The following is a 21,788-nucleotide window of genomic DNA, read 5'->3' as shown; positions in this document are numbered from 1 at the left end:
GTCGATTCGCGTCATGCTCGCGCGTCGTGTTGTCGTAACCGATCGTTTTTGCCGTCGATACCATCCGGCGGTTTCCCCTTTTCATTTTTCAGGAGATACGACAATGCGCGTCATGGTCATCGTCAAAGCCACTTCCGCCTCCGAATCCGGCCGGATGCCCGACACCGAATGCATGGCCGAAATGGGCCGCTTCAACGAGGCGCTGGCGCAAGCCGGCATCCTGCTCGCCGCCGACGGTTTGCACCCGAGCATGCGCGGCAAGCGCGTGCATTTTTCCGGCAAGAACCGCGCGGTCATCGACGGCCCGTTCGCCGAAACGAAGGAACTCGTCGCCGGCTACTGGCTGTGGCAGGTGAAATCGTTGGAAGAAGCCGTCGAATGGGTGAAGCGCTGCCCGAACCCGATGCCGGGCGACTCCGAGATCGAGATCCGCCCGCTGCTCGAGGTCGAGGATTTCAGCCCGGCATTCACGGCCGAACTGCAGGCTCAGAAAGCGCGGCTGAGCGCGGAAGCCAACGCGCAGCAAAAGCCTTGAGCGACAGGCGGGCGTCAACCTCGCGCCCGCCCCGCTGTGCGCGGCTGGTCGTCTGCCTTGCCGGAAACCGGCGGCGTCACGGCCGGGCCTGTGTCTGCTCGTGCGCCGGAACGGTGCCGCCCGGACCGGGAAACTCGCCCGCGGGCGCGGCGTCGCCACGTCCGCCTTTCGCGCGGTCGCCACGGATCGACCGCCGCCCGGTGCGCGTCGCGAGCACCAGCGCGATCGCCAGCAGGCTCGTGCCGAACAGGTAGCTCGGCGGGATGAACCGCGCATCGGTCAGGTGCGCGACCACCGAGATGTAGAACGGCGCGAGCCCGCCGAACAGCGTCACCGACGAGTTGTACGCGATCGCGACACCGGTCGAGCGCCCCTCGACCGTGAAGATCTGCACGAGCATCCCCGGATGCGCGGCGCCCTGCAGCGTCAGGAACAGCATGCCGATCAGGTGCACGATCATCAGCCGGTTCGCGGTCGGCGCGTCCAGCAGATACCAGAACAGCGGAAACACGCACACGAGCCAGCCGGCGATGAAGCCGCAGAACAGCCGGTACGGCCCGATCCGGTCGGCCAGCTTGCCGAACAGCGGCGACAGCACGCACGACATGATGCTCGTGACGAACACGGCCTGCAGCGACGAGCTGAGCGGCAGGTGCAGCTGCGATTGCGCGTAGTTCGGCAGGTACGCATTCCACACGTAGTTCAGCGACGTGCCCGCGATCATCACGCCGATCGCGCAGACGAGCGCATCGCCGTTCTCGCGGACGAACGCGCGGGCGCGCACGCCGGCCGGCGCACGGGCAGCCGGCCGCGCACGCATCCGCTGGAACGCCGCCGATTCGTCGACGTGATGCCGGATGTAGAAGCCGAGCGGGCCGACCAGCGCGCCGATCAGGAACGGCACGCGCCAGCCCCACTCGGCCATCGCCGCATGCGACAGGTATCGCGACAGCAGGTAGCTGCCGCCCGACGAGAACATCGCCGCGAGCCCGAGCGACAGCATGTTGAAGCTGCCGTAGAACATCTTCTTGCCGGGCGGCGCAACCTCGTAGATCGACACCGACGACAGCGCGAACTGCGCGCCGACCGCGAACCCCTGCACGAGCCGGCCGACCACGACGAGCGCCGGCGCGGCGATGCCCCAGGCCGCGTAGCCGGGCGTGAGGCCGAGCAACAGCGAGCCGATCGACATCGCGACCATGATCCACGACAACGCCTTCATGCGCCCGGCGCGGTCGGCGTACATCCCCATCACGACGCCGCCGACCGGCCGCACCAGGAACCCGACGGCGAATGTCGCGAACGTCAGCAGCATCGATTCGCCGCGCCCGACGGCAGGAAAGAACGTCCGCGCGATCAGGCTCGAGAAGTAGCCGTACACCATGAAATCGAACCACTCGAACGTGCCGCCGATCACGGTCGACACGATGACCTTGCGGGCCTGCCCCGCTTCGGAGCCGATTTCCATGGACCTAGCCTCCGGCGCGCAGCGCACGCAGCGTCTGCGCAAAGAAGTCCTGCACCGTATCGACGGTCTGCATCCCGTTGTGCGCGACGTTGGGCAGCTCGTCGAAGCGCACGCGGACGCCGGCCGCATCGAACGACGCCGCGAGCGCGCGCAGGCGCTCGGGCCGCGTCGCGCCCGCATCGTTGATGCCGGGCACGTACATCGCGCTGTCTTCGCGCACGGTGATTTCCCACGTCTCGAGATCGGCGCGGCCGACTACCATCTGGACCGGCACGCGCGCCAGCGACGCTGCATCGAACGGCTTGCCGAACTGCCGCTCGAAGCCGCCGAGGCCGAGCCACCACGCCTTCTGCGGATCGAGCAGCGTGACGTTGCCCGGCGCGCCGATCGACACGGCCCACAGCCGCTCGGGATGCACGTACGCGAAGCGGTGCGCGAACTGCCCGCCGCCCGAATAGCCGGACAGCGCGAACCGGTCGAAGCGCTTGCCGTAACGTTCGCCGACTTCGCTCACCATGTCGAGCAGCACGCGGTCGTAGCGGATGCCGCCTTCGGCGAGCCGCTTGAAGCCGTTGCGATTGCCGTCGCCGCACACGCCGACCGGGAACAGCGGGCACAGCACGACGCAGCGGTTCCAGCGGCCGAACGACGCGAACGCGTCGCGGTACTGCGTGAACTGCCGCCCCGTGCCATGCATCACGACGACCAGCTCGACGTCGTTGTCCGGCGCGCCGATTTCGTCCGGCACATACAGTACGTACGGAAATCGCGCGTCGTGCCGGCTCGCGTAGACCGTGGTCGAGCCGAGGTCGTACAGCGCTTCCGCGCGGGCTTCACCGGAACCGGCCGGCGTCGTGGCGGTATCGAACATCTGTCTGTCTCCTGAATGATTCCGTCTGATTCTGTCGTCGTGGATCGCGACCGCGTCGCGCCGCCGTTCAGGCCGCTTCGCGAAGCGGCTCGCGCGTCAGGCTGTAGCGCGTGAACACGCGGTTCAGCGCGGGCATCGGCGCGACGTCCATCTCGCCGTCGCCCGGCTGCATGACGATCATCGCGACCGTCGCCGACAGCGTGTGGCGCGTGCCCGGGCGCGGCGGCCGGCACACCGAATACGGCGCGCCGAAGTCGTCGAACAGCGCCGCGCTGACCGCCTGGCGGTCGATCTTCGGCAGCGCGCCCAGCAGCCGGCGCACACGCCAGTCGCGGTAGTAGCTGTCGGGCGAGTTCTCGCAGCCCGTGTCGCGCAGCTTCGTGCGCGCGATCGGGCTAACCCAGTGGTTCGCATGGACGATCAGGTCGTCGTCGCCGGGATAGACCGGAAACGCCTCGTCCGGCGCGCATTCGAAATCGATGCCGAAGCCGTCGGCCATCCCGAGCATGATGTTGTTCGAGCACGACTTCGGCGTCGTCGCGATCACGCGCAGCGCATTCGCGAACACGGGCTCCTCGAGCACGCGCCGGCGCAGCAGCGACAGCGGCACGCCGGCTTGCGTGAAGTCGCGGTCGGATTCGAGATAGTTCGCGGTGATCGACACGCCGCTCGCGTTCAGCCCGCTGCGCGCGAGCCCGCCCGCCTCGACGAACGTCAGGAAGTCGGGGCCGTCGTCGTTGCGCACGCGCAGCACGATGCCCGTGTCGACGCAGTCGGCCTTCCAGTCCCAGTTCTGCGCGTGGATCAGCTTGCCCGTCGCCGAGCGCGACGGCAGCACGAGCACGCCGGTGCAGCCGTCCTCGTCCTCGGCGTCCGCATCGGCCGGCAGCGCATGCTCCGCGCGCGCCTTCGCGAGCACTTCCGTGCGCGCATTGACGAGCACGATGTCGTCGAACGCCACGTCGGCCCCGTCGGCAATGCCGCGCATCTCGTCGAGATAGGCCGGCTGGAACGCGCCGATCGCCTGTTCGAGCGAGCGGATGAACGCCGCCTGCGCCGCCGCGCCGTAGCCGAGGTTGCGCAGCGTCTGCCCGTAACGCGACGCACTCAGGCGCACGCGCGCCGCGGCGGCGCGACCGTACTGCACGCCACGCTCGTAGGGCTTGCCGGACACGCTGACGAAGGGAAAAGGCTGGATGGACGACATCGGAAAGCTCCTTGCGCTGGATCGGACGAGACGATTCTCGGACGCGAGAAACAAAATAAAAAGCGTTATTTTCTTTCCATAAACAAAAGATTTTTTTTAGTTTCGTGCGATCATCCGGCGCATCGCGATACCGGTCGAACGTGCTGCGCACGCACGTTGCCGGGCAGTTTCCAGGAGAGCGGGATGAGCGAGATTCGAATGCTGAGGACGTTCCTGGCCATCGAGAAACACGGCACGATGGCCGCCGCGGCCGACCGCATGGCGCTGACGCAGGCGGCGGTCGGCGCGCAGATGCGCACGCTGGAGCGCGTCTGCCAGCGGCAACTGTTCGACCGCAGCGGGCGCAGCGTGCAGCTGAACGACGCCGGCCGCTCGATCCTCGAGCAGGCGCGCTCGGTGGTCGCCGCGTACGACTCGCTGGTGCGCGGCGTGAGCGGGCAGCACAGCATCGAAGGGTCGATCACGATCGGGGCGACGGTGTCGTCGATGGGCTTTCTGGCGGCCAACGTGATCCGGCTGAAAGTGCAGTATCCGGGCCTGAACGTGCGCCTCACGCACGGCGGCAGCCCGGAACTGGAGCGCCAGGTGCGCGCGGGCGAGATCGACGCGGCCGTGCTGATCGGCGAGCCGCGCACGACCACGCTGCCCGAATCGTGGGAGTACCTGTACGACGAACCGCTCGTGCTGCTGGCCAACCCGGCGATCGCGCCGGCCGATGCATCGGTGGCGTCGCTGCTCAAGCGTCATCCGTTCATCGGCTTCGAAGCCGCGTCGCCGACCGGACGGCATGTCACGAGCCTGCTGCGCCGCCTGCACGTCGAGGTCAGTCCCGTCCTCGAAATGAACTCGATCGCCGCGATCGCCGATCTCGTGCGGCAGAACGTCGGCGTGACGATCGTGCCGCGCCTGCGGCATGCGGCGTGGAGCGACGATCCGCTGCTGTTCGTGAAGCCGATTCCGGGCGCGACGTGGCGGCGTCACATCGGGTGGTACGAATTCGGCCGCCAGCCGCTGGCGACCGCGATCGTCCGGAACCAGCTGCTCACGGCGCTCGCCGGCTAGCACCGGGCAGTTGACGCAGCCCTCATGAGTAACGTATCGTTTTGATACGTTACTCATGAGGGCCAGCCCGCCATGCATTCCCGTTTCGACCGTTTCCGCACGACCGCGCTCGGCGTGCAGCTCGAGGCGCTGATCGCGCAACCCAAGCACTATCCGGAATTCGCGGCGCTGTCGCGCGTCGGCGTGGCCGCGATCGGCGCGATCCAGGACGAGATCGCGCACAAATTCCCCGAAATCGAAGCCGACACGACGGCCCGCCAGTTCTGCGGCGCGATGGTCGCCGAAATCATGCGCCGCCACAGTCACGAAGTCGTGCAGGCGCGCGGGCGGCTCGGCGGTACGCTGTTCAGCTATGGCGCGGTGTTCACCCCGTTTCCGCACCGGTTGCCGTTCGCCGACGTCGTCGCCGTGCTGGCCCGCATGCCCGACCGGCTCGCCGCGTATGCCGCGCACGTGCCGGCCGCGCTGGCCACGCGCCGTCCGGCCGGCACCGGCTTCTCGCTCGTCGAACACGCGTGCCACCTGCGCGATCTCGACGCGGTGTTCGCCGAGCGCATCGACGCCGTGCGCACGGCCGAGCTGCCCGTGATCGAATCGGTCGACGGGACCGTGCTCGCCGCGCAACGCGACTACCTCGCGCAACCGCTCGATTCCGCCATCGCTGCATTCCGCACGGGCCGCGCCGCGCTGTGCGCGACCGCTGCCGCGCTGGAACCGTCGCAACTCGCACGCTGCGGGCTGCGCGACGGCATCCGCCGCATGTCGCTCGACGAACTCGTGCGCGAGCTGCTCGATCACGACCGCACGCACGTGCTCGAACTCGACGAACTGCTCGCCGAACTCGAATTGCCGCCCCTCCCTTCAGCGCCCGCCGAATGACCCAGCCCACGCCCGTCATCTTCATCCACGGTTTCATCGGCACGCTCGACGTGCGCGGATGGAGCGGCCCGCATCTCTGCCCGGACCTGCTCGGTTACGGCGCGCATCGCACGGCGCCGTTCGACGCGATCACGCTCGCCGCGCAGGTCGAACATGTGCGGCAAACCGTCGATGCGCACTTCGGTACGCAACCGGTCGATGTCGTCGGCCACTCGGTCGGCGGCGCGATTGCGATGCTGTTCGCGCATGCGCATCCGGAGCGCGTGCGGCGCGTCGTCAACGTCGAAGGCAACTTCACGCTCGACGACGCGTTCTGGTCCGCATCGGTCGGCCGCATGACACCCGTCGAAGCCGATGCCATGCTGGACGGCCTGCGCGCGGCCCCGCTCGACTGGCTGCGCGGCGCAATCGACGCGCCGTCGCCGGGACAGCTCGACGACGTCCGCCACTGGCTCGCGCATCAGCCCGCATCGACGCTGCGCGCGATGGGCCGCTCGGTGGTCGAGACAACCGGCGAGGCGGGCTACCTGCAGGCGCTCGCGCAGGTGTTCGAGCGTCACCCCGTCTGGCTGATTGCCGGCGAACGCTCGCGTGCATGCTGGCATGTCCCCGCCTGGGCGCTCGCCCGCTGCGCCGGCTTCGACACGATCGCGGGGTGCGGGCACCTGATCCCGGCCGAGCAGCCCGAGGCGTTTCGCGCCGCCATCGAGCGCATCGTGCACGCGCCGGCCGCCTGACAACCCGTAGGATTCGCCGAAATATGGTTGAAAGGCGCGGTTGCTAGAGTCGCCGGAACAGGGTTTTCCCGGCGCCAGGCGCCGGACTGGGTCGACACATGCGAGGATCGATGAACCTGGCACGTACCTTCTGGCTGCTTCTGCTGATGGCTGTCACGAGCCCTGCCTTCGCGTTTCATGCGCGGGTCGTCGCGATCCCGAGCGCCGCGATGAGCGAGACACTCAAGGCCACCGTCGTGCTGCCCGACGACTACGCGCGCGGCAACCGCGGCGACGAACGCTATCCGGTCGTCTACCTGCTGCACGGCTCGGGCGGCGACCATACCGACTGGACGTCGAACACGCATATCGCCGCGCTGGCCGACCGCTACCACGTGATCCTCGTGATGCCCGACGGCGGACACGAAAGCTGGTACATCGACAGCCCGTTCGATTCGGGCAGCCGCTACGAAACCTTCATCGGCGACGAAGTCGTGTCCTATGTCGACCTGCATTTCCGCACGATCGCGACGAAGCACGCGCGCGCGATCACCGGGCTCAGCATGGGCGGCTTCGGCGCGCTGCGCATCGCGCTCGACCGGCCCGACACGTTCGGCGCGGTCGGCAGCATCAGCGGCGCGGTCGATCCGCGCTGCTGCGAGGACGAGCCCGGCATCGACCACGTGTTCGGCGACCCCGGCCGCCATCCGTCGTTCTGGAACCGCAACGTGATCGTCGAAAGCGCGCGGGCGTTCGTGCGCGCGCATCTCGACCTGACGATCGATTGCGGCCGCGACGATTCGTTCGTCGGCTCGAACCGCACGCTGCACGAACGGCTCGTCGCGCTCGGCGTGCCGCACGACTACACGGAACGGCCCGGCGGTCACACGTGGGATTACTGGTCGAACGCGATCCGCTACCAGATGCGGTTCTTTGCAACCTCGTTCCAGCATCGCGGCTACGCGTACCACCCCGCCCCCGCCGCACCGGGCACGACGCGCGCAGGCTGACGCACGCGCCGCGCCACCGCGCGGCCCGCTGAACGCGGTGGTACGATGCGCTGGCATCGACCACCCGACTCCTTCCATGCCGCGCGACAACTTTGCGGACCTGCTCGCCTTCATCGCCGTCGCGCGCGAGCGCAGCTTCACGCGTGCGGCCGCACAACTCGGCGTATCGCAATCGGCGCTCAGTCACACGATCCGTTCGCTCGAAACACGCCTCGGCGTGCGGCTGCTCACGCGCACGACGCGCAGCGTCGCACCGACCGAAGCCGGCGAACGCCTGCTGCAAAACCTCGCGCCGCGCTTCGACGAAATCGAGGCCGAGCTGTCTGCACTCGCGGAGCTGCGCGACAAGCCGGCCGGCACCGTGCGCATCAACGCGACCGACTATGTGATCCGTACGCTGCTGTGGCCGAAGCTCGCGCCGATGCTGCGCGACTATCGCGACCTGAAGGTCGAGTTCGTGACCGACTACGGGCTGTCCGACATCGTCGCGGAGCGCTTCGACATCGGCGTTCGGCTCGGCGACCAGGTCGCGAAGGACATGATCGCCGTGCGCCTCTCGCCCGACCTGAAGATGGCGATCGTCGGTGCGCCCGCGTATTTCGCGGAACGTGCGCGGCCCGACGCGCCGCAGGATCTCGTCGCACACGACTGCATCAACCTGCGCCTGCCGACACACGGCGCGCTGTATGCATGGGAACTCGCGCGCGGCGACGAATCGCTGCAGGTGCGCGTCGACGGGCAGGTCACGTTCAACGGCACGTACGAAATGCTCGACGCGGCACTCGCCGGTTATGGCCTCGCTTACGTGCCCGCCGAACTCGCGGCGCCGCATGTCGAAGCCGGCCGCCTCGCGAGCGTGCTCGACGACTGGTGCCCGACGTTCCCCGGCCATCACCTGTACTACGCGAGCCGGCGGCAATCGTCGCGTGCGCTCGCGGTAATCGTCGATGCGCTGCGCTATCGCGCCTGAGCCGACCCGCGGTATCGGCTACCCGTCGCGATTCATGAATCCGGTCGATAAGTGCATGCGGATTGTTGGGGATTATCGATAGGCGTACCGGTGGCTACCATCGTCGGTGTTTCCCACGTTCCCCGGAGCCTCCGATGTCCGAACCGACTTCCCCCGCGCACAAGGCGTTCGGCGCGATCGCGCCCGCGCTGGCCGACTACACCGACAACGTGCTGTTCGGCGACGTCTGGCAGCGCGCCGGCCTGTCGCCGCGCGACCGCAGCCTCGTCACGGTTGCGAGCCTCGTGTCGCTGTATCGTGTCAACGAACTGCCGTTCCACCTGAAGAAAGCGCTCGACAACGGCCTCACGCGCGACGAGCTGATCGAGGCGATCACGCACCTCGCGTTCTACTCGGGCTGGCCGACCGCCAGCTCGGCGCTGCCGATCGCGCAACGCGTGTTCGACGAAGCCGGCGTCTAGGCGCAACCCTTCACTCAACCGGCAGGCGCATGCCTGCATGGAGCCTCATATGGATTACCGCTATCTCGGGCGCAGCGCGCTGAAGGTGTCGCCGCTGTGTCTCGGCGCAATGATGTTCGGCGGCGAGACCGACGAAGCAACGTCGGCGCGCATCATCGACAAGGCATTCGACCAGGGCGTCAATTTCATCGATACGGCCGACGTCTATCACGCCGGTCGCTCCGAGCAAGTCGTCGGCCGTGCGATCGCATCGCGTCGCGACAGCTGGGTCGTCGCGACGAAGTTCGGCTACCCGGCCGGCCCGGACGCCGGGCCGAACCGGCAGGGCCAGTCGCGCAAATGGATCTTCGAATCGGTCGATGCGAGCCTGAAGCGCCTCGGCACCGATTACATCGACATCCTCTATTTCCATCGCGCGCTGACCGACGCGCCGCTCGACGAAGGCATGCGCGCGGTGGCCGACCTGATCCGGCAAGGCAAGGTGCGTTACTTCGGGCTGTCGAACTTCAAGGGCTGGCGCATCGCCGAAATCGTGCGGCTCGCGGATCAGCTCGGCATCGATCGGCCGGTCGCGAGCGAGCCGCTGTACAACCTCGTCGATCGCACGGCCGAGGTCGAACAGCTTCCGGCCGCCGCGCACTACGGGATCGGCGTCGTGCCGTACAGCCCGCTCGCGCGCGGCGTGCTGACCGGCAAGTACGCGGTGAATGCGCAGCCGCCCGCCGATTCGCGCGCAGGCCGCGGCGACCGCCGCATCCAGCAGACGGAATGGCGGCCCGAATCGTTGCATATCGCGCAGCAGGTGGCCGCGCATGCGGCCGCGCGCGGCACGACGTCGGTCGCGTTCGCGCTCGCATGGGTGATGAAGAACCGCGTCGTCAGCTCGACGATCGCGGGGCCGCGCACCGAAGCGCACTGGGACAGCTACATCGATGCGCTGACGCTCGAACTCGGCCCGGACGACGAACGGTTCGTCGATTCGCTCGTGCCGCCCGGGCACGTATCGACGCACGGCTACACCGATCCCGGCTATCCGGTCGAAGGCCGCAAGGTCTGAAGTCGAAACGGGAAGATGGACTGACATGCCGGGCAGCACGCCCGGCATGAAGATGAACGCGCGTCGCCCGACGCACGAAAAAACGCAGCGACGAACCCGTCAGTTGCCGTGCGGGGTGCCCGCGCCGACGACGCGGTCGAAGCATTCCTGCGCAAGCGCCAACTCGTCGAGCGCGCGATCGAGGCGCGACATCGCGCGTGCATATTCCGCGGACGATGCATCGTCGTCGCTTTCGCCGCGCACCGCGCGAAATGCCTGATCGACATTGCGCGTCGCTTCGACGAAGCGTTGTGCAGCCTGCGCTTCCCGCGAACAGATGTGGATCGACATCGACACTCCTCCCTCAGGATTGCAGTGTGAAGCACGCCGACGCCCAGTGTGCGTGGTGCGCATGTCGGCGGCGTGAACCACGACTCATCGAGTATCGACGCATCGGCCGCCGCGCAGCGCGCTTCCAGCCGATTGTCCCTCTGCGCTCGCCGATCCGCTACGGCGAGATTGCAACAAATTCTTGCGCGACCTGCGTCGCGCCGTTCGTCACGCGCGCCCGATGCGCGGATGCGCAAGCCCTGCAAACACGGCCGCCTCGCCCGGCGACAGGTCGAACAGATCGCCGGTGAGATCGCGCGGATGTTCGGCTGCGGGCCGATTGCGCATGCGCGCGACATGCGTGGGCGCAACATACGCGGCCGCCGTTTCGATCGGCTGCACGTCGAACAGATCGCGCGTGACACCGCGCACGGCATCCGTCGGCGAGCGGCCGCGCAAGCGCGCGACGAGCTCGACGAAGCGATCGAAATCGCCCGCACGCGTGGCCTTGTTCACTTCCGCGAGATCGCGCGCCTTCAGCACGCACGGCTGCGCGAGCCGCACGAAATACGGTGCCTCGAGTTCGACCGACAGCGCGAGCGGATAGCTCTTGCCGGTCTGCTCCTTCGCACGCCCGACGCAATCGACCACGGCCGCACCCTGTGCGGCGCCCAGCGGCTTGCCGGTGCTCACGCTGCGCAGGTGGTCGGGAAACACGCGCAGCTGCGTGCCGACCGTCAGCGCGGTGGATGACGCGCACACGAGCGCGTAGTGCTGCTCGCGGCGCCGGCCCGACGGCAACGTCGAGCGGCTGGCGATGAACGTATGCGGCGGCAGCGGCCGCACCTGGCCGCTGGTGTCGACCCACGCATTCCACAGCAGCGCGTCCTTGCGCTCGCCCGCGCGCGGGCGCGATGCGACCGGCGAGAACAGCGCGAGCAGCGAGCCCGTGCGATGCGCGGCGACTTGCGCGCTGCTGCCGAGCGGCTGGTTGATGCCCCACAGAAAACGCCCGCCCCCGAGCCGGCGCTCCCATTCCTTGCGGAGCACGACGGTCGGCAGTTCCTCGCCGGACTCGGTACCGATCTTGGTCCAGCAGAACGTGGGTGGGAGGTGTTTCAGTGTCATCAACTTTCTCGGGATACAGCCTCGCTGGTGACAGCAAGCCCATTCAACAGCCGTAACTGTATAGGTATAATGCATCGCATGGAAGCCCCGGACCAAGATTTTCCCGTTCAAGACCTGTTGCGCCGCCTGCTGGCAGATACACGCTCATCCAGCGAAATAGCGCGACTTTCCGGGGTCAGCCAGCCGACCGTATCGCGTCTTAGGTTGTCGGACGGGCGGCGGCTGCGCCGCAGCGCGCCATTCAATAAGCTATGCAGTTTCTATGGAGTCGATACGGAGCCGTCGCGCCGCCGCTATAACGACCTGCTGCGCGACGCGATCGTCGACGCATGGGACGGCTCGGACGAGCACGGGCGCGCGCTGCTGGTCGTGATTCAGGGGTTGAAGGGGCTACAGGCGAAGGTGGATGACGGGTAACCAAGCACCGCCCGCCCCCGCGACTATGATGAATCGGTCAGCAGCACGAGGGCGAACCATGGATCGAGACGACAACTTCATCGTACGCACCATGTCGGCCGACGAGGTCGCCATGTCGGTCGAATGGGCCGCGGCCGAAGGGTGGAACCCCGGCCTGCACGATCCGCACTGTTTCCGGGAGGCGGATCCGGCCGGCTTCTTCGTCGGCGTCTGGCGCGGCGGGCCCGTCGCGTGCCTCGCCGCCGTCGCATACGACGAGCACTTCGGCTTCATCGGCCTCTACATCGTCAAACCCGCATTTCGCGGCCAAGGCTTCGGCATGCGGGTCTGGCAGCATGGCATGCGCTACCTCGGCGGTCGCAACATCGGGCTCGATGGCGTCGTCGCCCAGCAGGCGAACTACCGGAAGTCCGGCTTCCGGCTCGCGTACCGCAACATCCGCTATCAGGGGCACGTCGGCGGCATCGGCTGCGCACAGGTCATCGCCGCGGCCGACGTGCCGTTCGACCAGTTGCTTGCATACGATCGCCAGTGTTTTCCCGCTGCGCGCGAGCGTTTCGTCTCCACATGGATCGCGCAGCCGGATGCCGTTGCGCTCGCAACGGTCGATGGCGACCGGGTCGCCGGCTACGGCGTCGTGCGTCGCTGCAACGCGGGCTGCAAGATCGGCCCGCTGTTCGCCGACGACGCGGACGTCGCCACCGGGCTGTTTCGTGCACTGGCGGCCCGCATGCCCGGCGAGGTCATCGTGCTCGACGTACCGGAGACGAATCCCGCGGCCGTCGCGCTGGCAGAACACCATGGGATGACGAGCGTGTTCGAAACCGCGCGGATGTACACGAAAGAAACGCCGGCGATTGCGATCGATCGCGTGTTCGGCGTGACGTCGTTCGAGTTGGGATAAGGGCACAGACAGCGCCGACCGCGTCGCACGAACGCGGATCGGCGCATGCGCATGCATGATCGGGCCATACGTCACGGCCACACGGCAGCAACCGCAACACCGCTCGCGCCCCGCTACTGCTCCAGCCCCACCCCCAACGGCCGCTGATCGCTGCGCCCGTGATCGTCGACCACCCGCACCGTATAGTTGCCGGCCGTCCGCGGCTGCCAGAACAGCGCATCGCCCGGCGTACTGCGGCCGACATACGCGTCGTTGACGAACCAGTACAGCGCATGCGCGCTCGCATCGGCCGTCGCGTTGAACGCGATGCGCGTGTCCTCCGTGCTCTTCACCCGCATCGCATAGGTACTGCCGCGCACCGGCGACGTGATGCGCGGCGGGTCGCCCTCAACCTGCCCCGCATCGCGACAGTCCGCATTCTGCGGCGGCCGTCGGCGCGGAATGCCGGCCTGCGCGAACACCTGCTGCAGATCCGACGGCCAGAACTCGAAGATCTCCGTATGCGTGCGCTTGCCGTCGTACGGCGGGCACGCGGCCTTCCCCGTCGCATCGTCGATCACGACGGGCCGGTGCACGGTGCTCACGCGGATCGGCGACGTGCCCGGAATGAACCACGTCCAGCCCTGCTGCGGACACCACTCGTTCGGCAGGTCGCCGCTCGCGAGACAGATCCGCACGCGCTTCAGCCGCGGCGGCATCGAGCGCGGCGGCTCGACGAGCGTGCGCTCGGCATTCATCGCATCGACGACCTGGAAAAACAGCGGCGCGGCCGCATCGACGCCGACGAACGCCGTATTCGTCGAATTGTCGAAGTTGCCGACCCACACGACCAGCACGTACGGGCCGAACACGCCGGCCGTCCACGCATCGCGGAACGACCATGACGTGCCGGTCTTCCAGTACACGGGCACGCTCGACGGCTGCGCGCCGCTCGTCTCGTCGGGGCGCAGGTGCTGGCGCAGCATGTCCATCGTCATGTAGCTCGCCTCGGCGCTCAGCAGCCGCCGGCCCGGCAGCGCCGGCTCGTCCGCGCGCAGCCTCAGCGGCCGGAACTCGCCGCGATTCGCGAGCATCGCGTACAGCGCCGCGAGATTCTGCATCGTCACTTCGCCGCCGCCGAGCACGAGCGCGAGCCCGTAGTGCTGCGCGCTCGCGAGCCGGCGTACGCCCGCTTCCTGCAGGAACTGATACAGGTCGGGCGACTTGAGCTGCGACGCGACCCACACGGCCGGCACGTTGCGGCTGCGGTTCAGCGCATCGGTCGCCGTGATCGGCCCGAGAAAATGACCGTCGAAATTCTCCGGCGCATACGGGCCGAACGAAGTCGGCACGTCGCGCAGCACGGTCTGCGGATGCAGCACGCCCTGGTCGAAGCCGAGCGCATAGATGAACGGCTTGAGCGTCGAGCCCGGCGAGCGCCGCGCGAGCGTGCCGTTCACCTGTCCGTCGATCGAGCGGTCGAAGAAGTTCGCGGAGCCGACCAGCGCCTTCACGCCCATGTCGCGCGTATCGACGAGGATCGCGGCCGCGTTGCGCACGCCGCGCGTGTCGTTACGCGCGACATAGCGTGCGATCTGCCGTTCGAGCGTACGCTGAAGGTCGAGATCGAGTGTCGTCACGAGCCGCGCGCCGGCGTCGCTGTCATCCGCCGCGCCGCCCGACGTCGCACGCCACGCGTTACGTGCGGCAAGTGCCTGGTCGACCGCATGCGGCGCATCGAACGGCAGCGCGGACAGCGGCCGCATCGCGAGCGGCAATGCAAACAGCGGCTTGAACGACGCATCGCCCGGATGCTTCGTCAACCAGCGCGCGTACAGCCGGTTGCGCGACGCAGCCAGCGCGCGGTTGATCTCGTCCTGCCCGCCGCGCACGCGCCGCGCCGGGTCCTGCGGAATCACCGCGAGCGCGAGCGCCTCGGGCAGCGTCAGCGCATCGGGCATCCGGTCGAAATAGACGACGCTCGCGGTGCCCGCGCCTTCGACGTTGCGACCGTACGGCGCATCGTTCAGATAGGCTTCGAGGATCTGCCGCTTCGAGTAGAACAGTTCGAGCTGCAGCGCACGCGCGACCTGCGCGAGCTTGCCGGCCGGCGTACGCGTGTTCAGCTTCCACAGCGAGCGCGCGAGCTGCATCGTCAGCGTCGAGCCGCCCTGCGGATTGCCGCCGCGCACGTACGTGATCCACGCCCCGCGCGCGAGCCCGTACGGGTTGAAGCCCGGATGCCACCAGAACCAGCGGTCCTCGTGCAGCATCACGGCTTCGACGAGCTGCGGCGACATCCGGTCGAGCGGCACCCACAGCCGGTAGCGGTCGTCCTTCGCGAGCGTCAGGCGCAGCAACCGGCCCTGCGCATCCGTCACCGCGACCGACGACGGCTTCCAGTCGCGCAGCGGCGGATGCGGCCACAGTCGGCACGCAACCAGCACGCCGAACACGAGCAGCGCGCCGACGAGCCAGTTCTGCCAGCGATGCAGCCAGCGGCCCGCGCCGTGCAGCGCGCGCCGGAACACCGATGCATCAGCCACGCCCGGGCACTCCTCGCACCCGGCGCGGCCCGCCGCGCCGGTGCAGCCGCATCGTCATCGCACGCGCTCCACCGTGAGCGTCGTGCCGCCCGGCGCCTGCGCCTGCACGCGGCGGTCGTACATCGACTCGCCGTAGGCCGGCGGCGCAATGAAGCGGCCCGCGTTGCTCGCCTTGATCCGGTAGACGAACTCGCGCACGTCGGTCGTCGCGGTGCCGTAGATCACCACGCGATCCTCGCGAATGTCCGCGAACTCCGGCTGCCACGTCGAGCCCTTCACGCCGATCGGCGAACGCCACGGCGCATCGGCCACCGGCGCCGACGCACTGCCGTCGCCGTTGCTGTCGCCGTCCTGCGTGTCGGTCGCGGGCGGCGGCGCGATCACCGGATCGAAGCCGCCCGGAAGCAGGTCGACGATCGCCACGTTGCCGACGCTCGCCGAGCCGGTCGCGCGGATCTTCAGGTGCACGTCGATCTCCTGGCCGAGCGTGATCTTGTCGAGCGGCTTGCCGTCCGTGTCGGTGTAGTCGCGCACGATCTCCAGCCCGTTCTTGATCGCCTTCGTCGACGTGCCGCGGTCGTAGCCCGACTGGCTCGCGACCCACCACGCGGGCAACGCGCTGCCGTTCACGAAATCGACGCGCGACGCGCCGGCCGCCCACGTACCCGAGCGCACGAGGTTCGCCTGGATCGACGACACGTCCTTCGGCGCGGCGCCCGCGCGCAATTCGTCGATCGCGAGCTGGTCGAGCTGGCCCGCGTTCGACGCCGCGTACGCATCGAGCGCGAGGATCGTCATCGCCGACGACAGCGTGTTGTAGCGGTTGTCGACGAGCGGCGCGGCGATGTTGTCCATCGCGCGCGGCGACAGCTTGCGCACGCGCTCCGGGAAGTGCTTCGCGAGCAGGTACAGCACGCTCGCGTCGCGCGTCAGCGGATCGATGTAGTAGCCGGTCACGTAGCCGCCGTCGGACGCATGCTTGCGTTCGAGCAACGCCTGCGGGCCCGCGATCAGCGCGGCAGCTTCCTTGTCCTGCTTCAGCAGCTGATACGACGCGGCGAGCCATGCGGCCGCGAGATCGTTCTTCCAGTCGTTCGGATAGGCATCCTGCAGCCGCTTCTGCACGGCCGCGAGACTGTTGGTCGTCACGTTGCCCTGGCGCGTCATCAGGTACACCGCGTACGCACGCTGCCGCAACAGGTCGAGCGAGCCGAGCGAATCGTTCGCGGCGAGCTTCTGCAGATACGCATTGCCCGCATCGAGCATGTCCTTCGGCACCGCGATGCCGCGATCGCGCGCGTCGAGCAGCACGTGCATCGCATATGCGGACACGAACGGATCGGCATTGGGCGTCGCGCTCCACAGGCCGAAGCCGCCCTGCGCGTTCTGCCGGCTGCGCAGCACGCCGAGGAATTGCGCGATCGCACTCGCGTTCGCCGCGTCGACACCGGCTTCGGGCGCATGCATCGCACTCGTCAGCGCGCGCACCGACAGCCACTTCGCCGCGAACACGCGCGGCACGACCGCGCTCACCATCTGCTCGCTGCAGTAGTGGTCGAAGTTGACGAGATACGACGACAGCCCCTCCGACAGCACGAGCGGCGCGGTCGAGATGCTCGCGTCGCGCGACGCATACGCGTCGTACATCGACCGCAGGTTCGGCACGCTCGCCTTCTTGCCCGGGTCGAGCCGCGCGATGTCGAGCTGCGTGCGGAACGCGGCGGCCGGCCGCACCGACACGTCGACGCGCTGCTGCGCGCCCTTCGCACCGTAGCGCGCACCGAACGACAGCGCGCCCGAGCCGAGCGTGTCGGTCGCCTTCACGCGGAACAGCGCGACGCCCTCGTGTTGCGGCGCGAGCGCGACGTTCTGCGTCGCCGGCCCGATCACCTGCAGCTGCGGGCCCGTCTTCAGCGTGACCGCCACCGGCACCGGCTGGTTACCGACGCCCGTCAGGTTGTTCGCGACGCCGACGCTGACGTCGGCCTCGTCGCCCGGTGCAAGCGTCGTCGGCACGTTCGGCGACAGCACGAAATCGCCGCGCACCGTCGTCGCGCCTTCGAACGTACCGACCAGGTCCGGCGACACCGATACGGCCATCACCCGCAGCTTCCCGTTGAAGTAATCCGGCACCGTGTAGCTCAGGCGCGTGTCGCCGTTCACGTCGACGATTCCCGACCAGTAGACGACCGGCTTGTCGCGCTTGCGCTTGAACGGGTTCAGCTGGCGGCCGATCGCGTCGTCGGCGTCGCCGCCGGGCGCGGCCATCGCCATCAGCTTCTCGAAGTCCGGCAGGATCAGGTCGAGGATCTGCGACGTGCCGACTTCGAGCATCCGCTTGCGGAAGAAGAACTTCAGCGGATCGCCGAGCTTGTAGCGCGCGACCTGCAGGATGCCCTCGTCGACCGCGAACACGACGACCTTTGACGGTTTCGCCGAATGCACGGTGAAGTTGACGGTGTCGCCCGGCTTCACGAGCGCCGGCGCATCGACGGTCACCGCGTTGCGGCGTGCGTCGAGGTTCACCGAGAACGGCACGACGCCGTAGCTCAGGGGGCTCATGAAAATCTCGTCCGATGACGGATCGCGAATGTACTGCACGTTGATGTAGCCGTTCCCTTCGAAGCCGGCCGGCACCGTGATGTGCTGGATCGAGCTCGTGGTGTCCGCATGGAACCACGCATGCGCATACACCTTGTCGCGCTCGATCGTGATCAGGCCGCTGCCCGCGTAAGGCGCGCGGATCGCGATTTCCACCTGCTCGCCCGGCTTGAAATCGTGTTTCGAGAGGCTCACCTGCAGCTCGGCGTTGCGGTCGAGCGAACGCGTGACGTTCGCGTCGCCCGTGACCGAATACTCGATCCGGTTCACCGCGGTGCCGTCGGCGCGGCGGATCACGAGCGCATAGCTGCCCGGCTTGTCGGTCTGCAGCGCGAAGTCGAGCCCGGCCGCCGGAATCGTCAGCGGCTTCTCGTCGACCGGCACTTCCTTCAAGCGCGAATCGTATTTGTATACGCCGGAATCCTGCTTGGTCAGCACCGACACGTAGCGCTCCTCGACGAGTTGCGCGCGCAAGTCCTTCACGTCGATCGCCTTCGCACCCGGATCGATCGCGACGAGCCGCACCGTGCGCGGGCTGTTGCGCTTCACGTAGCCGAGATCGTCGACCGACTTGTAGCCGACGAGCCAGTCGTTGTTCGACACGAGCGTCTGCGCGTTCGCGGCGACGTTGCGCCCGCCTTCCGCTTCATACGCCTTCGCCTGGAAGTAGAGCTGGTAGGTCGAATCCGCGTACTTGTCGAGGTCGAGATCGAACTCGGCATGGCCCTTGTCGTCGGTCGTGCCGTCCTGCAGCGTCGTCGTATAGCCCTCCTTCGCGCGGCGGGCATCGAAGAAGTGATAGCCCTGCCAGCTGCGGAACGACGGCCACACGGGGCGCAGCGTCAGCGTCGCCGCGACGCGGCGTTTCTCGGCCGGCGTGCCGAACAGGTTCTGCGCATCGACGATGCCCTTCAGCCCCTTCGGCTTCACCCACCCTTCGACGACCTGCTGCGACAGCTTCGCGTCGACCTTCGTCCGGTCGGGCAGGAATTCCTTCACCTGCACCGTCGTGCTGCCGATCGGTTCGGCTCCCGGCTGGCCGTCCTTGACGATGTACAGGTTGACCGTCCACGTGCCGGTCGGCGCCGTTTCGGTCGTGGTATAGCCGAGCTCGGTGAAGCCCGTCGCGTCGACGGTCACCGGCTTGCGCTCGACGGTGATCCCGCGCGGGTCGACGATCTCCGCCTGCAATGGCACGCCGGCCGGGCTGCGCGCCCAGCTGGCCGCGCGCACGATCAGGCCGATGTGGAACGGATCGCCGGGCCGGTACAGGCCGCGATCCGAGAACAGGTACGCTGACAGCTGCCCCTGGCCCGTTGCGTTGCGCTCGCCGTCGACGTCGAAGCGCGAGAAGTCGAGCTGGCGGTCCCGGCCGGCCACCGGCAGGAACGACAGGTCGGTGCCCTTCTTCACGAGGTACAGCTGCGGACGCTTCTCGCGGTCGAGCCCCTTGAACGCGGGGAAATGCACGGCGCCGTCGGCGCTGGTCGTCTGCGTGAACAGCGCCTGCCCGTTCACCGCGAGCACCGACACGGTGGCGCCCGCCACCGGCTTGCCCGTGCGGATCGACTGGATGAACACGTCCTGGCTACCGTCGAGTGCCTTCTTGACCAGCATCCCGAGATCGGTCACGACGATCAGGCGCGTGTCGCCGAGCGCGTTGTCGCTGTTGTCGCTGTCGTCGCCGTTGCCGTTGCTGCCGCTCGAATCGGCGTTGCCGGACTGATCCTGGCCGCTGTCGTCCGACGATGCATCGCTGTCCTTCGCATCGTCGGCCTTCTTCTTCTCGGCTGCCGGGTCGTACTTCGACAGGTGCAGCAGGAACACGCCGCGCTTGCCGCCCTTCAGGTACTGGCCGAGATCGATGCCTTCGTAATGCGCCTTGCCGGGGTCGCCGGCCGGGAACGCGCGCGTCTGCACGAAGCGCTCGACGATGTGATCCTCGCTGAACGAATACGACAGCTCGGGCCGTGCGTACGTGCCGTTGTTGAAACTCACGAGATGCTGGAGCTGGTCGGGCAGCACGCGGCCGATCTCGACCTTCATCCCCGGCAGGTTGCGCGACACGACCGACAGCCGCTTGCTGCCGCTCATCGACAGCAGCGAGCCGTCGGCCATGAAGCGCAGCAGCTTCGGATAGTCGGGCACCGTGAACGCGCTCGTCACGGGCTTGCCGAGCAGGTAGCCGCCGGCCGATTTCAGGTCGCCCTCGAACCGCACGACGATGCGGTCGCCCGGCGTCGCGTGGTACTTGAAGCTCTGCAGCGTCGCGAAATCGTTCTCGGTCGGCACCGCTTCGAGCGGCAGCGGCTTCGACTGCTTCAGCACCGCGTCGCTGATGTCGGCCACGTTCCATTCGTACGGCGGATCGTCGTCCGACTGGTCGACGCCCGGCTTGCGCTTCGGCAGCACCCACGCCTTCGCGCGCGCGGCGAGATCGGCGCTGCGCACGCCGTCGGACGTTTCGGCGACGAGCACCTGCTCGGGCTCGTAGCGCTCGTTGTCGACGAGGGTCGGCGCGATGTTGTCGATCGACAGGCTGTACAGACCCGGCACGCCGACCGACGCGTGCAGCACGTCCGGCGTGCCGTTGCCACCGCGCGCGCTCTTCACGCCCTTGTCGACGTCGAGCCGCACCGACAGCGGATCGCGCGGAATCTCGAGCGGCTGCGAGTAGACCCACGCGCTCGTCTTCATCTTGTCGTAGTTGACCGTATAGCGCAGCGGCGACGCAGTCTTGCCGTCGCGACCGACCAGCACGAGGCCGATGCGCTTCTCGAACTCGGCCGGATCGACCGGATAGTTGAAGCGCAGCTGCAGCAGCGCCTGCTTTTCCGCCGGATTGTCGGGGTTCTGGTAGAACTCGTTGTTGCCGAACGTCGCGGCGAAGGCCGGCAGGTCGAACGCGAAACGGTCGTCGTGCATGATCACCTGCGGCGCGAACACCCGGTGCACCGCGAAACGCACCTCGACGTGCGCGCCGACCGGCCAGTCGGCCGCCGGCGTGAAACGCAGCGTCTTGTCGTCGACCCACTCCCACGCGCCTTTCAGTGCGGGCGTCATCTCGATGCCGTCGCCGGCCGGCTTGCCGACCAGCTCGATCGGCGCGGCCGACTGCGCGAACGCCACTTCGAGCGGATGCACGGTGATCTTCGGCTTGTCGGTATCGTCGACCTCGTAGGTCGTGATCGCCGGCGCCTTCACGGTGAAAGTGACGGTTTCGGGCTCGGGCGGCTTCGGGCGATGCTTGAACCAGTACCCGCCGTAGCCGAGCGCGGCCGCGAGCAGCACGATGCCGCCGGCATGCCACGGACGGCGGCGCACGGCCGCGACGGTGATGCCCATCCACGCGGGCGCCGTCCACGACACGTTGCCGACCAGCGGCCGCAGCGCGCAGCCGAGCAGCCACCAGACGAAGCCCGCCACGCGAATCGGCAGGAGCAGCAGGAAGCGCAGCAAATCCATTGTTGTTTCCTTGTCAAGGACATGCTGCCCGACGCGGCAACCTTCCCCGAATTGTTATGGGTCTGTGACGGCGCGGCCCGGTTGCGCCGTAGTACTTGGAATATTCGACCGGATGCTGGACGCCATTATCGATCAGACCCGAAACGATGGAAATATCGGTGTGCCGCCGCGCAACGCTGTCGGGCGACCGGCCGGTCGGGCGG

Annotated in this window: 17 protein-coding genes; 10 read left to right on the top strand and 7 right to left on the bottom strand. The window is 68.0% G+C overall.

The features are described 5' to 3' along the window. The first annotated feature begins 103 nt into the window (after positions 1 to 103). Positions 104 to 535, top strand: coding sequence for a YciI family protein (locus tag AC5LXK_RS19290; RefSeq protein ID WP_493394017.1), 432 nt, complete (start codon positions 104 to 106; stop codon positions 533 to 535). Positions 536 to 611: 76 nt separating this feature from the next. On the opposite strand, the gene AC5LXK_RS19285 is transcribed toward AC5LXK_RS19290, so the two are convergent. The 3 genes from AC5LXK_RS19285 to AC5LXK_RS19275 form a co-directional block, all read right to left on the bottom strand. Next, positions 612 to 2,003: an MFS transporter gene (locus tag AC5LXK_RS19285; RefSeq protein WP_493393064.1), complete on the bottom strand. Its 1,392-nt coding sequence runs from the start codon at positions 2,001 to 2,003 to the stop codon at positions 612 to 614. 4 nt (positions 2,004 to 2,007) lie between these two features. Further along, entirely contained in the window at positions 2,008 to 2,874 is an 867-nt protein-coding gene (locus AC5LXK_RS19280) for an alpha/beta hydrolase (RefSeq protein ID WP_493393063.1), read from the bottom strand. Between the two features lie 67 nt (positions 2,875 to 2,941). After that, positions 2,942 to 4,081: a C45 family autoproteolytic acyltransferase/hydrolase gene (locus tag AC5LXK_RS19275; RefSeq protein WP_493393062.1), complete on the bottom strand. Its 1,140-nt coding sequence runs from the start codon at positions 4,079 to 4,081 to the stop codon at positions 2,942 to 2,944. A 183-nt stretch (positions 4,082 to 4,264) separates the two neighbouring features. On the opposite strand from AC5LXK_RS19275, the gene AC5LXK_RS19270 reads away from it, so the two are divergent. The 7 genes from AC5LXK_RS19270 to AC5LXK_RS19240 all read left to right on the top strand — a co-directional run bounded on the left by AC5LXK_RS19270 (position 4,265) and on the right by AC5LXK_RS19240 (position 10,236). Further along, a complete protein-coding gene (locus tag AC5LXK_RS19270) occupies positions 4,265 to 5,143 on the top strand; it encodes a LysR family transcriptional regulator (RefSeq protein ID WP_493393061.1) in 879 nt (292 codons plus the stop codon). A 72-nt stretch (positions 5,144 to 5,215) separates the two neighbouring features. Then, positions 5,216 to 6,022 (top strand): DinB family protein, encoded by an 807-nt coding sequence (locus AC5LXK_RS19265; protein WP_493393060.1) that lies wholly within the window; start codon positions 5,216 to 5,218, stop codon positions 6,020 to 6,022. Continuing rightward, on the top strand, positions 6,019 to 6,759 hold the full coding sequence (locus AC5LXK_RS19260; protein ID WP_493393059.1) for an alpha/beta fold hydrolase: 741 nt from the start codon (positions 6,019 to 6,021) through the stop codon (positions 6,757 to 6,759). Before AC5LXK_RS19265 ends, AC5LXK_RS19260 begins: the two co-directional genes overlap by 4 nt. A 110-nt stretch (positions 6,760 to 6,869) precedes the next feature. Beyond that, on the top strand, positions 6,870 to 7,748 hold the full coding sequence (locus AC5LXK_RS19255; RefSeq protein WP_493393058.1) for an alpha/beta hydrolase: 879 nt from the start codon (positions 6,870 to 6,872) through the stop codon (positions 7,746 to 7,748). A gap of 76 nt (positions 7,749 to 7,824) precedes the next feature. Continuing rightward, on the top strand, positions 7,825 to 8,718 hold the full coding sequence (locus AC5LXK_RS19250) for a LysR family transcriptional regulator (protein WP_493393057.1): 894 nt from the start codon (positions 7,825 to 7,827) through the stop codon (positions 8,716 to 8,718). A 134-nt stretch (positions 8,719 to 8,852) separates the two neighbouring features. Next, on the top strand, positions 8,853 to 9,179 hold the full coding sequence (locus tag AC5LXK_RS19245) for a carboxymuconolactone decarboxylase family protein (protein ID WP_059239151.1): 327 nt from the start codon (positions 8,853 to 8,855) through the stop codon (positions 9,177 to 9,179). Positions 9,180 to 9,228: 49 nt separating this feature from the next. Continuing rightward, positions 9,229 to 10,236, top strand: coding sequence for an aldo/keto reductase (locus tag AC5LXK_RS19240; protein WP_493393056.1), 1,008 nt, complete (start codon positions 9,229 to 9,231; stop codon positions 10,234 to 10,236). A gap of 99 nt (positions 10,237 to 10,335) precedes the next feature. On the opposite strand, the gene AC5LXK_RS19235 is transcribed toward AC5LXK_RS19240, so the two are convergent. Next, positions 10,336 to 10,566 carry a hypothetical protein gene (locus tag AC5LXK_RS19235; protein ID WP_493393055.1) on the bottom strand — a complete coding sequence of 77 codons (231 nt, stop codon included), beginning with the start codon at positions 10,564 to 10,566 and terminating at the stop codon, positions 10,336 to 10,338. A 207-nt stretch (positions 10,567 to 10,773) separates the two neighbouring features. Beyond that, positions 10,774 to 11,673, bottom strand: a complete 900-nt coding sequence (locus tag AC5LXK_RS19230) for a hypothetical protein (protein WP_493393054.1) — start codon at positions 11,671 to 11,673, stop codon at positions 10,774 to 10,776. Between the two features lie 78 nt (positions 11,674 to 11,751). Here AC5LXK_RS19230 and AC5LXK_RS19225 point away from each other — a divergent pair, with 78 nt between their 5' ends. Together AC5LXK_RS19225 and AC5LXK_RS19220 are read left to right on the top strand one after the other, a co-directional pair. Beyond that, positions 11,752 to 12,090 (top strand): helix-turn-helix domain-containing protein, encoded by a 339-nt coding sequence (locus AC5LXK_RS19225; protein ID WP_493393053.1) that lies wholly within the window; start codon positions 11,752 to 11,754, stop codon positions 12,088 to 12,090. A 58-nt stretch (positions 12,091 to 12,148) separates the two neighbouring features. After that, entirely contained in the window at positions 12,149 to 12,994 is an 846-nt protein-coding gene (locus AC5LXK_RS19220; protein ID WP_493393052.1) for a GNAT family N-acetyltransferase, read from the top strand. A 113-nt stretch (positions 12,995 to 13,107) separates the two neighbouring features. Here AC5LXK_RS19220 and pbpC read toward each other — a convergent pair whose 3' ends face one another. Together pbpC and AC5LXK_RS19210 are read right to left on the bottom strand one after the other, a co-directional pair. Beyond that, complete coding sequence (gene pbpC / locus AC5LXK_RS19215) at positions 13,108 to 15,519, bottom strand: penicillin-binding protein 1C (protein ID WP_493393051.1); 2,412 nt, start codon at positions 15,517 to 15,519, stop codon at positions 13,108 to 13,110. Between the two features lie 54 nt (positions 15,520 to 15,573). After that, complete coding sequence (locus tag AC5LXK_RS19210; RefSeq protein WP_493393050.1) at positions 15,574 to 21,585, bottom strand: MG2 domain-containing protein; 6,012 nt, start codon at positions 21,583 to 21,585, stop codon at positions 15,574 to 15,576. Between the last annotated feature and the right edge of the window lie 203 nt (positions 21,586 to 21,788).

Source organism: Burkholderia pulmonis (assembly GCF_984667975.1).
This window is presented reverse-complemented; position numbering and strand designations above follow the sequence as displayed.